This window comes from Collinsella tanakaei (assembly GCF_016900375.1).
Taxonomy (GTDB): domain Bacteria; phylum Actinomycetota; class Coriobacteriia; order Coriobacteriales; family Coriobacteriaceae; genus Collinsella.
This window is the reverse complement of sequence record NZ_JACJKB010000001.1, coordinates 255,892-268,796: the sequence shown is the minus strand read 5'-3', so window position 1 is coordinate 268,796 and position 12,905 is coordinate 255,892. Positions and strand designations below refer to the sequence as shown.

The 12,905-nt window shown below is 62.3% G+C and carries 13 protein-coding genes; 10 read left to right on the top strand and 3 right to left on the bottom strand.

Annotated features, from left to right (window positions below; translation table 11 throughout):
- Window positions 1-219 precede the first annotated feature (219 nt).
- The 6 genes from rny to hflX all read left to right on the top strand — a co-directional run bounded on the left by rny (window position 220) and on the right by hflX (window position 6,879).
- Window positions 220-1,770, top strand: coding sequence for a ribonuclease Y (gene rny, locus H6A16_RS01220; protein WP_204615418.1), 1,551 nt, complete (start codon window positions 220-222; stop codon window positions 1,768-1,770).
- Window positions 1,771-1,779: 9 nt separating this feature from the next.
- Window positions 1,780-2,868: an ATP-binding protein gene (locus H6A16_RS01215; RefSeq protein ID WP_204615416.1), complete on the top strand. Its 1,089-nt coding sequence runs from the start codon at window positions 1,780-1,782 to the stop codon at window positions 2,866-2,868.
- Between the two features lie 80 nt (window positions 2,869-2,948).
- Window positions 2,949-3,269 carry a stage V sporulation protein S gene (locus tag H6A16_RS01210; protein ID WP_204615415.1) on the top strand — a complete coding sequence of 107 codons (321 nt, stop codon included), beginning with the start codon at window positions 2,949-2,951 and terminating at the stop codon, window positions 3,267-3,269.
- A gap of 3 nt (window positions 3,270-3,272) precedes the next feature.
- Entirely contained in the window at window positions 3,273-4,631 is a 1,359-nt protein-coding gene (miaB, locus tag H6A16_RS01205) for a tRNA (N6-isopentenyl adenosine(37)-C2)-methylthiotransferase MiaB (protein ID WP_204615414.1), read from the top strand.
- The gene (gene miaA / locus H6A16_RS01200) at window positions 4,628-5,593 is read left to right on the top strand and encodes a tRNA (adenosine(37)-N6)-dimethylallyltransferase MiaA (RefSeq protein WP_204615413.1); all 966 of its coding nucleotides are present in this window, start codon (window positions 4,628-4,630) and stop codon (window positions 5,591-5,593) included. The genes miaB and miaA overlap by 4 nt, the downstream gene beginning before the upstream one ends.
- Window positions 5,590-6,879: a GTPase HflX gene (hflX, locus tag H6A16_RS01195; protein ID WP_204615412.1), complete on the top strand. Its 1,290-nt coding sequence runs from the start codon at window positions 5,590-5,592 to the stop codon at window positions 6,877-6,879. Before miaA ends, hflX begins: the two co-directional genes overlap by 4 nt.
- 94 nt (window positions 6,880-6,973) lie before the next feature.
- Here hflX and H6A16_RS01190 read toward each other — a convergent pair whose 3' ends face one another.
- Window positions 6,974-7,717: a heparan-alpha-glucosaminide N-acetyltransferase gene (locus tag H6A16_RS01190; RefSeq protein ID WP_239458099.1), complete on the bottom strand. Its 744-nt coding sequence runs from the start codon at window positions 7,715-7,717 to the stop codon at window positions 6,974-6,976.
- A 2-nt stretch (window positions 7,718-7,719) separates the two neighbouring features.
- Window positions 7,720-8,358 (bottom strand): transcriptional repressor LexA, encoded by a 639-nt coding sequence (gene lexA / locus H6A16_RS01185; RefSeq protein WP_204615411.1) that lies wholly within the window; start codon window positions 8,356-8,358, stop codon window positions 7,720-7,722.
- A gap of 156 nt (window positions 8,359-8,514) precedes the next feature.
- On the opposite strand from lexA, the gene H6A16_RS01180 reads away from it, so the two are divergent.
- The 3 genes from H6A16_RS01180 to dut all read left to right on the top strand — a co-directional run bounded on the left by H6A16_RS01180 (window position 8,515) and on the right by dut (window position 9,940).
- Entirely contained in the window at window positions 8,515-8,934 is a 420-nt protein-coding gene (locus H6A16_RS01180) for a LysM peptidoglycan-binding domain-containing protein (RefSeq protein WP_204615409.1), read from the top strand.
- A 114-nt stretch (window positions 8,935-9,048) separates the two neighbouring features.
- Window positions 9,049-9,492: a transcriptional regulator NrdR gene (gene nrdR, locus H6A16_RS01175; protein WP_204615407.1), complete on the top strand. Its 444-nt coding sequence runs from the start codon at window positions 9,049-9,051 to the stop codon at window positions 9,490-9,492.
- A 4-nt stretch (window positions 9,493-9,496) separates the two neighbouring features.
- Window positions 9,497-9,940 carry a dUTP diphosphatase gene (gene dut, locus H6A16_RS01170; protein WP_204615405.1) on the top strand — a complete coding sequence of 148 codons (444 nt, stop codon included), beginning with the start codon at window positions 9,497-9,499 and terminating at the stop codon, window positions 9,938-9,940.
- A gap of 160 nt (window positions 9,941-10,100) precedes the next feature.
- Here the strand turns inward: dut and H6A16_RS01165 are convergent, their stop codons facing one another.
- A complete protein-coding gene (locus H6A16_RS01165) occupies window positions 10,101-11,408 on the bottom strand; it encodes an MGDG synthase family glycosyltransferase (RefSeq protein WP_239458098.1) in 1,308 nt (435 codons plus the stop codon).
- Window positions 11,409-11,631: 223 nt separating this feature from the next.
- Here H6A16_RS01165 and H6A16_RS01160 point away from each other — a divergent pair, with 223 nt between their 5' ends.
- On the top strand, window positions 11,632-12,573 hold the full coding sequence (locus H6A16_RS01160) for an NAD(P)/FAD-dependent oxidoreductase (RefSeq protein WP_204615403.1): 942 nt from the start codon (window positions 11,632-11,634) through the stop codon (window positions 12,571-12,573).
- Window positions 12,574-12,905: the final 332 nt, after the last annotated feature.

Sequence of the window (12,905 nt, the reverse complement as noted above, 5' to 3'; positions counted from 1 at the left end):
CCTGTTCCCAAGAGCTTCGGTGTGTTTGACAGACTGCCTTTGTAAACGTACGATAACAAGGTCATTTGTTATGTGATATGCGCTCATCGACGATGAGATTGATAGATATAGGTTCTATTTCATATGGGGTGACCATTCCCTAGCAAATGTCCGAAACCGCCTGCATCGCGTGGGCGGTTCGTTTCCTGTTGCACTTGAAGATACAAAAGGAGTCTGAGCATGGAATTTGTGATCGGCATCGTGTGCCTCGTCATCGGGGCCGCCGTTGCCGCCATCGCCATGCGCAGCGCCAAGAGCGGTAGCCTCCGCGAGGCGGATTCGAAGATTCAGTCCGCACATGCAGAGGCAGAACGACTCATCGGCGATGCCAAGCGAACCGCGGAGACGTTGAAGAAGGAGGCCCTCCTCGAGGCGAAGGAGGAGATCATCCAGAGCAAGCAGGCGGCCGAGGCCGAGGAGAAGCAGCGCAAGCGCGAGCTTCGCACCCTCGAGAATCGCGTGATGCAGCGCGAGGAATCCCTTGACCGCCGCAACGATGCGCTCGACAAGCGCGAGCACCAGCTCTCGAGCCAGGCTGGCCAGATCGAGAAGCGTTCTCGCGAGCTCGATGAGCTCGTGGCCCGTCAGACCTCCGAGCTCGAGCGCATCTCCGAGCTCACCCGCGATGACGCCCATCGCGAGCTGCTCGACAAGGTTCGCGGCGAGGTGACCCACGAGGCCGCTTCCATCATCCGCGAGTCCGAGCAGCATGTGCGCGCCGAATGCCACAAGACTGCCCAGGAGATCATCTCGCTCGCTATCCAGCGTTGCGCGGCCGACCACACCGCCGAGGTGACGGTCACGACCGTCCACATCCCCTCCGATGACCTCAAGGGCCGCATCATCGGCCGCGAGGGCCGCAATATCCGCACCTTCGAGCAGGTGTCGGGCGTGAACCTCGTGATCGACGACACCCCGGAGACCGTCGTGCTCTCGAGCTTCGATCCGGTTCGCCGCGAGACCGCCCGCGTCGCCCTGGAGAACCTCATTGCCGACGGCCGCATCCACCCTGCGCGCATCGAGGAGATGTATCGCAAGGCTTCCGATCTCGTTCAGCAGCGCGTGCGCGAGGCGGGCGAGCAGGCGGCCTTCGACATCGGCATCCACGATCTGCACCCCGAGCTTGTCAAGACGCTCGGCGCCCTGCGCTACCGCACCTCGTTCGGCCAGAACGTGCTCCAGCACTCCATCGAGGTCTCCGAGCTCTGCGGCATCATGGCCTCTGAGCTCGGCGTCGATGTGCGTGTGGCCAAGCGCGCCGGCCTGCTGCACGACCTCGGCAAGGCCATCGACCATGAGGTCGAGGGTCCGCATGCCGTGATCGGCGCCGACCTCGCTCGTCGCTACGGCGAGAAGCCCGCGATCGTCCACGCCATCGAGGCGCACCACGGCGACATCGACCCGAATTCCGTGCTCGCCGTGCTCGTTCAGGCTGGCGACGCCATCTCCGCGTCGCGTCCCGGCGCTCGCCGCGAGTCCGCTGAGAGCTACATCAAGCGCCTTGAGAAGCTCGAGGAGATCTCGAACTCCTACGAGGGCGTCGAGCGCACCTACGCCATGCAGGCGGGCCGCGAGGTCCACGTCATGGTCCAGCCCGACAAGATCTCCGATGCCCAGGCGACGGTGCTCGCCCACGATATCGCCCATCAGATCGAGGACGAGATGGAGTATCCCGGTCAGGTGCGCGTCGTGGTCATCCGCGAGAGCCGCGCTGTCGACATCGCCAAGTAGGTGCCGCCCATGGGAGACGCCAGCGACCTCATCTCCTTCGTCGCCGCCATGTCGGGCGAGAGAAACCTTCGCGTCGAGGAGAACCTCGGCGAAGGCTTTGTGAGGCTGCGCGTCTCGGAGGCTGAGCGCCGTCAGGCAAAGCACGATATCCAGCATGTCGAGGACATCGTTATCGAGATGCTGCGCAACGCGCGCGATGCCGGCGCCACCAAGATCTATATCGCGACGATGAAGGAGGAGGGTGTTCGCACCCTCCTTTTCATCGATAACGGCTCGGGTATCCCGGCCGATATGCACGAGCGTATCTTCGACGCGCGCGTGACCTCCAAGCTCGAGTCCATGAAGATGGACCAATGGGGCGTCCACGGTCGTGGCATGGCGCTGTTCTCCATCCGGCAGAACACGCGCTCGGCGCAGGTCGTGACCTCCCGTCCACGGCTCGGGTCCGCCATCAAGGTGGTGGCCGACACCGCCGAGCTCAGCGAGCGTGCCGATCAGTCGACCTGGCCCGTTGCCGAGAAGGATGAGGCCGGTGTCTATCACATCGTGCGCGGTCCCCATAACATCGTGCGCGCGGCGGCGGATTTCGCCTTGAGCGAGCTGCACGGCTGCGACGTGTACCTCGGATCGCCCGCCGAGATCGCGGCGACGCTTTTCTCGCACGCGTCATCGACGGTCGATGCGGGCCGTCTGCTGTTCATCGACGATGCCGAGGAGCTCCCCGTGGTCGATCGGCTCGGGTCGGCAGGAGACGCATCTGACTTCATGTGCATCGCCGAGAGCATCGGCATCGAGGTGTCTGAGCGCACGGCGCACCGCATCCTTGCCGGCACGATCAAGCCGCAGCGCAGCGTGTCCGCCCGTCTGCTGCGCGAGCGCACCCATGCCGCGCGCCCGCAGGACAAGCCGGTAGACCTCGAGCGCGATCGCCGCGGTCTCAAGATCGCCCGCGAGGACCTACAAAGGTTCTCCCGCGGTATGGAACGCAGCTTTTCGGAGCTTGCCGACCGTTACTACCTGACGCTTCAGGGGGACCCTCGGGTTCGTGTGACGCGCGACCGCATCGTCGTCACCTTCGACATCGGCAAGGACGAATAGCAGCTTGCCGAGTGTCTGCCCATGGGGTACAGTTACTTTAATTATGCTTAAATGCACCCGCACGCAGGAGAAATGCAGCCATGGAATTCCTGAAGGTATCGAGTAAGTCATCGCCGGCCTCAGTTGCCGGCGCCATCGCCGGCATGGTGAAGGACGGTGTTCCCGTCAACATGCAGTGCGTCGGCGCGGGCGCGGTCAACCAGGCCATCAAGGCCATCGCCATCGCTCGTGGGTTTCTGATTCCCACGGGCTTCGATATCTCGTGTGCGCCGGTGTTTTCCGATATCCTCATCAACGGCGAATCGCGTACCGCCATTCGGCTGTCGGTGTACGTGCACCGGCTGACGTCTCATGCGGGCGATTCGTTCGATGTCAACGACGATAATCTTCGAGTCGGGTAGGGTATGCACACATCCATTCTTTCCGGTAAGACCTATTTCATCCGCACGTTCGGATGCCAGATGAATATGCACGATTCCGAGCGGGTCAGCGGCCTGCTCGATAGCTGCGGTGCGCTTGAGGTTGCAGGGCCTGAGGATGCGGATATCGTCATCTTCATGACGTGCTGCGTTCGCGAGGCGGCCGATACGCGCCTGTACGGCCAGTGCTCCTCGTGCAAAAGCCTTCCCGCTCCTCCGAGCGGGCGTCGCGTCGTCGCGGTCGGCGGTTGCATCGCCCAGCGCGACGGTGCCGGCCTGCTGACGAACCTCGACAACGTCGACGTCATCTTCGGTACGCATTCCATCGCCCATGTGGCCGAGCTGCTCGAGGATGCCTTTACCGACGGCGAGCGCCATGTTCGCTGCGAGGAGACCGATGCGCAGCCGGCGACGAGCATGCCATGGCATCGCGCTGAGAGCTATCGCGCCTGGGTGCCCATCATGACCGGCTGCAATAACTTCTGCAGCTATTGCATCGTGCCGTATGTGCGCGGCCGCGAGAAGAGCCGCGATATGGACGAGATCGTCGATGAGGTCACCGGTCTTGCCCGCGTGGGCGCGCGCGAGATCACGCTGCTCGGTCAGAATGTGAACTCCTATGGGCGCGACCTGTTCGGTGCGCCGCGCTTCGCCGAGCTGCTGCGCCGCCTGGGCGACACCGGCATCGAGCGCATCTTCTTCACCTCGTCGCACCCGAAGGACCTGCTGCCCGAGACGATCGACGCCATGGCAGAGGTGCCCGCGGTCATGCCGCAGCTTCACCTGGCCGTGCAGTCCGGTTCCTCGCGTATCCTCAAGCTGATGAACCGCCGCTATACGCGCGAGCAGTATCTCGACCTGATCGACCGCGTGCGCGACCGCATTCCGGATATCGCGCTGTCGACCGATATCATCGTCGGGTTCCCGGGCGAGACCGAGGAGGACTTCCTCGAGACGCTCTCGCTTGCCGAGCGCGTCGGGTATGCGCAGGCCTTCACCTTCATCTATTCGCGCCGCGAGGGAACCCCTGCTGCGCGCATCGCCGACGACACGCCGCGCGAGGTCATCCTCGACCGCTTCAATCGGCTTGTGAAGGTCATCGAGGGCAGCGCCTACGCCTTCAACCAGCATGACCTCGAAACCGTCGTGCCGGTGCTCGTCGAGGGCACCTCGAAGAAGGACGCCACCAAGCTTCTTGGTAAGAGCCCCAAGAACCAGACCGTTCACGCGCCGCTTCCCGAGGGCCTGCGCGTCGACGACCTGGTCGGGCGCATCGTTGACGTCAAGGTCGATACGGCTCGCACCTGGTACCTTTCGGGCAGCGTCGTGGGGCAGCCTCGATGAGCGATGAGCCGGCTATCCGTCCTTTTGACGACGGAGGCCCGTGCGTCATCGCCGTCGTAGGCCCGACGGCTTCCGGCAAAAGCGCTGTTGCGGATCTCGTTGCCTCTTCACTTGGCAGCGAGGTCATTTCCGCCGATGCGATGCAGGTGTATCGCGGTATGGATATCGGCACGGCGAAGACCCCGGTGGCGGAGCGTGTCGTTCCGTTGCGGCTGGTGGACGTCGTGGATCCTGGCGAGGAGTATTCTGCCGCTCTGTTCCAGCGCGATGCGCGTTTGGAGATCGACCGCCTGCGTGCCGCTGGCAAGGTTCCCGTGCTGTGCGGCGGAACGGGCCTGTACGTGCGCGCCGCCCTTGACGACATGAGGTTTCCCGCGGGCGAGCTCGAGAGCCCTTCGCGCGAGAAGTACCAGAAGATGGCGGCTGAGCTTGGCGACGAAGGCATCCATGCCTATCTGGAGCAGCTCGATCCCAGAAGTGCTGCGCTCATCCACCCCCACAACGTGCGTCGGACCGTCCGCGCGCTCGAGATGCTCGACGAGGGAACGTCGTATGCCGACCAGCACAGCGGGTTCTCGCAGCCCGTCTCCTGGTATCCGAGCCTGCAGTTCGCGCTCACGATGGATCGCGAGCGGCTGTACCGTCGCATTGACGAGCGCGTGGACCGCATGGTCGAACTCGGCTTGGTCGAAGAGGTGCGCGGCCTTATGGACCAGGGCATGTCGGACGCCCTCACGTCGAGGCAGGCAATCGGGTACAAGGAGATTATCGAGGCGCTCGAGGGCGAAATCACGCTTGACGAGGCCATCGAGACGGTGAAGCTACGCTCGCGTCGCTATGCGAAGCGCCAGCTGTCGTGGTTCCGTCGCGACGAGCGCATCGAGTGGATCGATATGGATGCCCTGGACGCGCAGGGCGCAGCCGATTACATCGTGCAGAAGGTCAACAAGGAGACGGCGTGACGCGATTTTCGTTTCTTTCCACCGCGGTAGAGCCCGAGCGGGCCGTGCTCGTCGGCGTCGAATGGCGCGACGGCGCGTGGCCGGTCGACCGTTCGCTCGATGAGCTCGAGAGGCTTGCCGATACCGCGGGTGCCGTGGTCGTCGGTCGTCTCACGCAGCGCCTGGACCGTCCGGTTCCGAAATCGTTTATCGGATCTGGTAAGGTCGAAGAGCTGAAGGGGCTGGTTCGGCGCCTGGATGCCGATGTGGTCATCTTCGATGAGGATCTGACGCCTGCGCAGCAGTCCCATCTCGAGCGAACGATCGGTGAACCGACGAAGATCATCGATCGAACCGCGCTGATCCTCGATATCTTCGGCCTGCATGCGACGACTCGAGAGGGTCGTCTGCAGGTTCAGCTCGCGCAGCTTCAGTATCTGCTGCCGCGCCTGCGCGGCATGTGGTCGCATCTGGCAAAGGAGCAGACGCGCGGCGGCATCGGCAGCCGTTTCGGTCAGGGCGAAAGCCAGCTCGAGGTCGACCGCCGCCTGATCCGCAACCGCATCGCGGCGCTGCGCCGTGAGCTGAAGGAGCTTGAAAAGCGCCGTGGCGTGCAGGCAAAGAGCCGTATCGCCTCCGATTCGTTCCGCATCGCCCTTGCCGGCTACACCAATGCGGGCAAGTCGACGTTCTTGAATGCGCTGACCGGCGCGAGCGTGCTTATCGAGGACAAGCTCTTCGCGACGCTCGACCCGACGACGCGTGCCTATACGCTGCCGGGCGGCCGGTCCGTCACCATCACCGATACGGTCGGCTTCATCCAGAAACTGCCCCATGGCTTGGTCGAGGCCTTCAAGTCGACGCTGTCCGAGGTGCTCGGAGCGGACCTTATCCTGAAGGTCATCGATATCTCCGATGACGATCATGAGCGTCAGGCCGAGGCGGTCGATCGCGTGCTCGACGAGATCAGCGCGGGCGAGCGCCCGTCGGTCACGGTGTTCAACAAGGTCGATCTCATCGATGCCAACGAGCTCGATACGCTGAAGCGGCGCCATCCGCAGGCGGTCTTCTTCTCCGCCCATACGAAGTACGGTATCGACGAGCTGCTCGAGCGACTCTCCGCCGAGGCCGCCGCGACCGACAGGCTCGTCAGCGCAGACATTCCGTATCGCGAGGGAGCGCTCGTTAAGCTCGTTCGCGAGCAGGGCTCGGTTATCAGCGAGGAATACCATGGCGGCGGCGTGCGCATCGTGGCGAAGGTGCCCGAGCGCATTGCCGGTGCGCTCGCGCGCTACCTCGTTGAGTAAGCCTTCTCCGTTTGAGCGCTCGATATTGATAACCCCGATGCACGGCTCCTGTACTGCGTGCACCGGGGTTTCTCTTGAGAAGTTGGTATGAGTCTCAGGCAAGCAGCGCGAGAGCCTCAAAGATGCCGACCAGGGCGATCTGGTGGATCAGATAGATCGCAAGGCTGTGGTTGCCTATGACGCGCAGCGGAGGAATGTCGAAGCGCCGCATCCACTCCGGATAGGAGCCGTGCGTGAGCTTTGTGAAGAGCTGGGCGCCAAACGCCCCTGCAAGGTACATGAAGGTGAACGGTATGAGCGGGTAGTAGTCGCCTGAAACGAATCCCGGTCCGGGAAAACCGAGCCAGGAAAGGCCGCGGAAGGGGATCGTGGCATCGGGAACGCCGTAGGTTACGGCAAAGAGCGCAAGGCAGAGCAGAAGGCCGATGCCTGCGGGTATACGCTTCAAAGCCGGTGCTACGGCCGCATAGATGAGCGTACTTGCCGCCATGCAGAAGATGATGCCGAACGAGATGGGCGTGTCGACAGCGGCGATTGAGGTTGCCGCCCAGACGGCAAGGGCGGCTGCAGCGTAGCGCAGACCGCGACGAACGTTGTTTCGGCTGAGTGAGCACATCCAGCCGGCAAGCGCCAGAAAGACCCAGCTGATGGAGGCGCGCCAGAGGTTTTGGATCATGGGATCCAAAAACCAATCGAGCCCATACCCGTAGATATAGGCTGCGTCATAGGCCGCATGGAAACACACCATCGATATTACGGTGAATCCGCGCAGGGTATCAAAGAAGGCGATGCGCCCGCGCGGTGCGGGCGCATCGGACGTAAGCGCGTCGGAAGCCATATCTAGAAGCGCCTCATGAGACCGACGACCTTGCCCAGGATCGTCGGGTTCGTCGCGTAGATGGGCTCCATGGCGTCGTTTTCCGGCTGCAGGCGGACGCGTCCGCGCTCTTTGTAGAACGTCTTGACCGTGGCCTCACCATCGATCATCGCGACGACGATCTCTCCGTTCATGGCGCTGTGCTGCTCGCGGACGATGATGTAATCGCCGTTGAAGATACCGGCGTTGATCATCGAGTTGCCGTGCACCTCGAGGACGAAGGAGCTAGCATCGGTCGCGATCTCGGTCGGAAGCGTGAAGGTATCCTCGATGTTCTGCTCGGCCAGGATGGGAATGCCCGCGGCGACACGGCCGACAAGCGGCAGCGAGACCGTGCCGCGAGCAGGCGCCTCGGTGACCTCGGGTGTGCGAGCGGGTTCACCGTCTTGCTCGAAGACCTCGAGGGCGCGCGGTTTCGTCTTGTCGCGCCGGATAAGGCCATGGTCCTCTAGCGCCGCGAGGTGCGCGTGTACGGTGGAAGGGGAGGACAGGCCGACGGCAGCCGCCATCTCGCGCACGCTGGGCGGATAGCCCTTCTCGTGCTGGTAAGAGCGGATGAAATCGTAGATCTGCTGCTGGCGCTTCGTGATGCTGCGGGCCATGTGCGTATCCTTTCTCCAAACAGATGTTCGATTTTGTATTGACGGGGAACAACTGTTCGCTAATAATGATACCCGAACACGCGTTCTCACGCTAGAGAAAATGTCCGCGCGAGACGATATACCTACTATCGTCAACCACGACGAGAGGAGATATACATGACCGGCATCACGCTCACCGATGGCAACCTCGCGCTTGCACTCGAGCCCACCCGTCCCGTCTTCACCGTTATCGACGGTTCCGCTTCGCATCCTCGTAAGAGTGCCGTTGAGACTGTCCGTCCGGCGAATGCGCTCCACACGCTGATTCGCGCTGCCCTGGCGCTGTTCATCGTCGCCTCCGCCATCGCCTGCAGCCTTCAGTTTCTCTCCGCAGGTCAGGCTATGTACGATCGCGCTCTCGCTTCCGAGGAGCGCATGACGATCACGGTGTCCCCGGACGATACGCTCTGGGCTATCGCCGAGGCGCATCCCGCGGACAACGTGAGCACGCGCCAGACGGTCGATATCGTCCGCGCATGGAACGATCTGTCCGATGGCATGCTTCGCGCGGGGGAGACGCTTGTCGTTCCCGCATAGCTGCTCGCACGAGGTCCTATTCGTGTGGTTGATGGTTTCGAAGGCGGTCTGTTATGGCCGCCTTCGTCTTACATGGTATCCTGAGGTCGTTGATTGGTAGACGAAAGGGGTTCCATGCGTTGCCCGAAATGCGGTAAGGACGACACGCGCGTCGTCGATTCCCGCACGCAAGACGCCACCAACGCCATCAAACGTCGAAGGGAATGCCGTTCGTGCGGCTACCGCTTCACGACCTTCGAGCGCTGCGAAGATCCCATCGAGGTCATCAAGCGCGACGGCACCTCGCAGCCCTTCGATCGCAACAAGCTGCTCGTCGGCCTTATGCGCGCCACGTCGAAGCGCGATATCGATCTGCAACAGCTGAACGGCCTGATCGACGATATCGAGTATGAGCTTCGTGGGCGTACGCTTACGGCCGTGAAGTCCGATGAGCTGGGCGAGATGGTGCTCAAGCGCCTGCAGAAGCTCGATAAGGTGGCCTATATCCGCTTCGCTTCCGTCTACCGCGATTTCCAGGATGTCGATGAGTTCATCGATGAGCTCAATAGGTTGAGGTGATGAGATGCCCGAACTGAACGTTGCGATCAAGCGACTTGACCCCTCTGTGGAGCTGCCCTCTTATGCTTATGAGGGTGATGCCGGACTCGATCTTCGCGCGAACGCCTCGGTGGAGATCAAGCCTTTTGAGCGCGTGCTCATCCCAACCGGCCTTGCCATTGCGCTTCCCGACGGCTATGCCGGCTTCGTCCAGCCCCGCAGCGGGCTTGCTCTCAAGCAGGGTCTTTCCATAGCGAACACGCCCGGCCTGATCGATGCCCACTACCGTGGTGAGCTCAAGGTCATCGCCGTCAACCTCGATCCCGAGAACACGATCTCCATCGAGCGCGGCGAGCGCATCGCCCAGCTCGTAATCCAGCAGGTTCCCATCGTCCATCTCGTCGAGGTGGACGAGCTCGACGAGACCGATCGCGGAGCCGGCGGATTCGGCTCGAGCGGCACTGCATAACACGGTTGCATTCGAAGCGCCTCTGCAACGGGGCGCTTTTTCTTACCCGGAGGGCCGCAACGGATAACCCCATCAGAACAATCCCGCAGCCCGCAGGGCGAGGACGTTCTGATGGGGTTATCCGTTGCGGCCCTCCGGGTAAGAAAAAGCGTATCGACGCTTACCGGATATGCGCCGGCTTATCGCCCCAGTAGAATTCGGCGAAGTGGCGTTCGCGTGGGCGGTGCGGTTCGGAAACAAGGCGCATGGTCTCGCGGACGATATCCTCGGCAGCATGGGGACGGCGCAGCGTCTCGGCGTTGACGAGTAGCGCCTTGAGCGCGATGGGGTTGTCGTGAAGGTGCCTGAGCGTCATGATGAGCTCGCGGGCGGTCGTGGCGTGCATGCTGGCGCCGAAGCCGGTGAGCATCGTGGTGTTTGCCTTCTCTTGGCCGTACGATTTGCCAAGCAGGATCATCGGCAGGCGGGCGCAGAGGCATTCGGTGACGGCGAGGCCGCCCGATTTGAGGATGGCAACGTCGGAGCAGCGCATGAGCGTGGCCATGTCCTCGACGTAATCCATGATCGAGACGTTTTCGAGCTTCATGCCGCCGAAAATCCTACGCAGGCGGTCGGCGTATTCCACGTCCTTGCCGGGCAGGAACACGAAGTGCATGTTCTCGAATCCGCGCAGGTAGGGAAGCGTCTCCTCCATCGCCGCTCGAAAGCGCACATACGGCTGCGGCAGGCTGGCGCCAGCCATGACGAGGACGATCTTCTTGTCGAGCGGAAGGTTAAAGCGCTTGCGGCTCTCTGCGAGATCGAACTCCGTCTCGAAGCCACCTCGCACCGGAATGCCCGTGATTGTGATGCGGGACTCCTCGACCAAACGGGGGCGCAGCGTCTCGGCCATGAACTCCGTGGCGACGCAGAATAGGTCGGTTTCCTTGTGCGGCCACCAGCCCTCGATCTCGTAGTCGGTGGGAATGCAGATGAGCGGGTAGTCGATGCCGGTGATCATGCGTGCGCCGACGGCGACGTTTGCGGCCGTGATGTGCGTGGCGATGATAGCGATGGGTCGCTTGTTCTCGACGTATGCGTTGAAGGCGGGAAACATCACGCGCGACCAGCCCGTGCCACCGCCCCACAGGAGGCGTCCGGTTAGCGTGTAGCGCCAGGTGATGTCGTAGATGGGGCGGGTTGCGCCGGTGAAGGATGCGGCGGTCTTGTTGCCGTCAAACTTGATACGACCGAAATCGAGGATATCGATGACCTCGACGCGAACGTTTTCGGGGATGCCCTCGGTGCCGCGCATGCGCTCGATGGCCTGGGCGACGGCATTGGCTGCCGCGCGATGGCCGGAGCCGACGGACGCGTGCATGATGGTGATGACGGGCGCGCGATCGGATTCGGCAGCGGGCAGCGTCATGACGGGCTGCTGCTCGCCCGGGCGCTCTCCGATTCCGTGTTCCTCGGTGCTCTGGGTCATCTCAACTCCCTTGTGGTCCGTATCTGCCTTATTGTACGCTGCCGGGATTGCCGACGGGTGAACAAAGGATATGCCTCGCGTGTACGACCTGTGAAAGCCGACGAGATTCGTACGGTCCAAAACGACCCACACTATGGACGCCATCGCACACGTTTCACGTACTGATTCATTTCCGGTATGGTGGGTACGAGAGAAGAAATGGACATAGGGGAAGGCGGTTGCCATGGATCATACCGGCGATTACGACGTCATCATCATCGGCGCAGGGCCTGCAGGCAGCAGTGCTGGCCTGTATGCCGCTCGTGCGAGCATGAAAACGCTTGTGCTTGAGCAGGGAATGCCCGGTGGGCAGATCGCGACGACGGACATCATCGACAACTATCCCGGTCTGCCCGATATCTCCGGCGCAGTGCTCGGCCAGAAGATGCTCGATCATGCCGAGGCTGCGGGTGCCACGGTGGAGTATGCGATGGTGACGGGCCTGTCGGCTTCCGAAGACGGTGGTTTCGGCGTCGTGACTGACGGACAGTCGTTCCATGCACCCTCGGTGATCGTTGCGGCCGGTGCCGCTCCGCGCACTGTGGGTTTCGAGGGCGAGGACACCTATCGCGGGCGCGGCGTGTCGTACTGCGCGACCTGCGACGGCATGTTCTACCGGGGCAAAGACGTCTTCGTGGTCGGCGGCGGAAACTCTGCCTGCGAGGAGGGCCTCTACCTGTCGCGTATCGCCAAGTCGGTCACGATGATCGTGCGCCGTGACGAGTTCCGTGCACCGAAAGGCCGTGTTGATCAGCTGCTCGAGCAGCCCAACGTGTCCGTCCGCTATTCGACATCCATCGTCAAGGTCGATGGCGGCATGCTGCTGTCGAGCATCACGCTGCGCAACAACGTGACGGGCGAGGAGCAGACGGAGACGTATGCGGAAGGATCCTTCGGCGTGTTCGTGTTTGCCGGCACCGATCCCATCGTCGATCTTGTTCGCCCCTTTGTCGACCTCGGCGCCGACGGGGGAGTGCAGACCGATGAGCACATGGCCACGCGCACGCCGGGCCTGTACTGCGCGGGAGATATGCGCACGAAGGTCCTGCGTCAGGTGGTCACCGCAGTGTCTGATGGCGCCATCGCGGCGACGGCTGCGTATGGATTCGTCCATGCGCTGGACTAGGTTGAGGAATCTCATATAGAGTTAGGTACCTAAATATACATCCGATAGGGGATGGTCGGGCGCGAGGAGGTTTGCCTCGCGCCCGTTTCTGTATATACAGGTGGACCGATTTGAGGCCTGAGACCGTTTATCTGCTGATAACGATTGACGGTTGCAAGCATGTGGTTCTTTGAGTCTGCAAAACGGCGTGTGTATCGATATATCTGCATATTTGGACATGCGACCGGGTCATCAGAGCCTGCGCGTGTCGGCCCTGCCATATGAGACTGTCAATTAAGAGCTTGAATAGCGAGGCGCTGAGAGGCCGAATAAGGGCTCGTATGGATTGCAAC

Excerpts from the sequence above, each read along its gene's own strand:
- rny (WP_204615418.1), top strand. The coding sequence starts at position 220 with ATGGAATTTGTGATCGGCATCGTGTGCCTCGTCATCGGGGCCGCCGTT.
- H6A16_RS01215 (WP_204615416.1), top strand. The coding sequence starts at position 1,780 with ATGGGAGACGCCAGCGACCTCATCTCCTTCGTCGCCGCCATGTCGGGC.
- H6A16_RS01210 (WP_204615415.1), top strand. The coding sequence starts at position 2,949 with ATGGAATTCCTGAAGGTATCGAGTAAGTCATCGCCGGCCTCAGTTGCC.
- miaB (WP_204615414.1), top strand. The coding sequence starts at position 3,273 with ATGCACACATCCATTCTTTCCGGTAAGACCTATTTCATCCGCACGTTC.
- miaA (WP_204615413.1), top strand. The coding sequence starts at position 4,628 with ATGAGCGATGAGCCGGCTATCCGTCCTTTTGACGACGGAGGCCCGTGC.
- H6A16_RS01190 (WP_239458099.1), bottom strand. The coding sequence starts at position 7,717 with ATGGCTTCCGACGCGCTTACGTCCGATGCGCCCGCACCGCGCGGGCGC.
- lexA (WP_204615411.1), bottom strand. The coding sequence starts at position 8,358 with ATGGCCCGCAGCATCACGAAGCGCCAGCAGCAGATCTACGATTTCATC.
- H6A16_RS01180 (WP_204615409.1), top strand. The coding sequence starts at position 8,515 with ATGACCGGCATCACGCTCACCGATGGCAACCTCGCGCTTGCACTCGAG.
- nrdR (WP_204615407.1), top strand. The coding sequence starts at position 9,049 with ATGCGTTGCCCGAAATGCGGTAAGGACGACACGCGCGTCGTCGATTCC.
- dut (WP_204615405.1), top strand. The coding sequence starts at position 9,497 with ATGCCCGAACTGAACGTTGCGATCAAGCGACTTGACCCCTCTGTGGAG.
- H6A16_RS01165 (WP_239458098.1), bottom strand. The coding sequence starts at position 11,408 with ATGACCCAGAGCACCGAGGAACACGGAATCGGAGAGCGCCCGGGCGAG.
- H6A16_RS01160 (WP_204615403.1), top strand. The coding sequence starts at position 11,632 with ATGGATCATACCGGCGATTACGACGTCATCATCATCGGCGCAGGGCCT.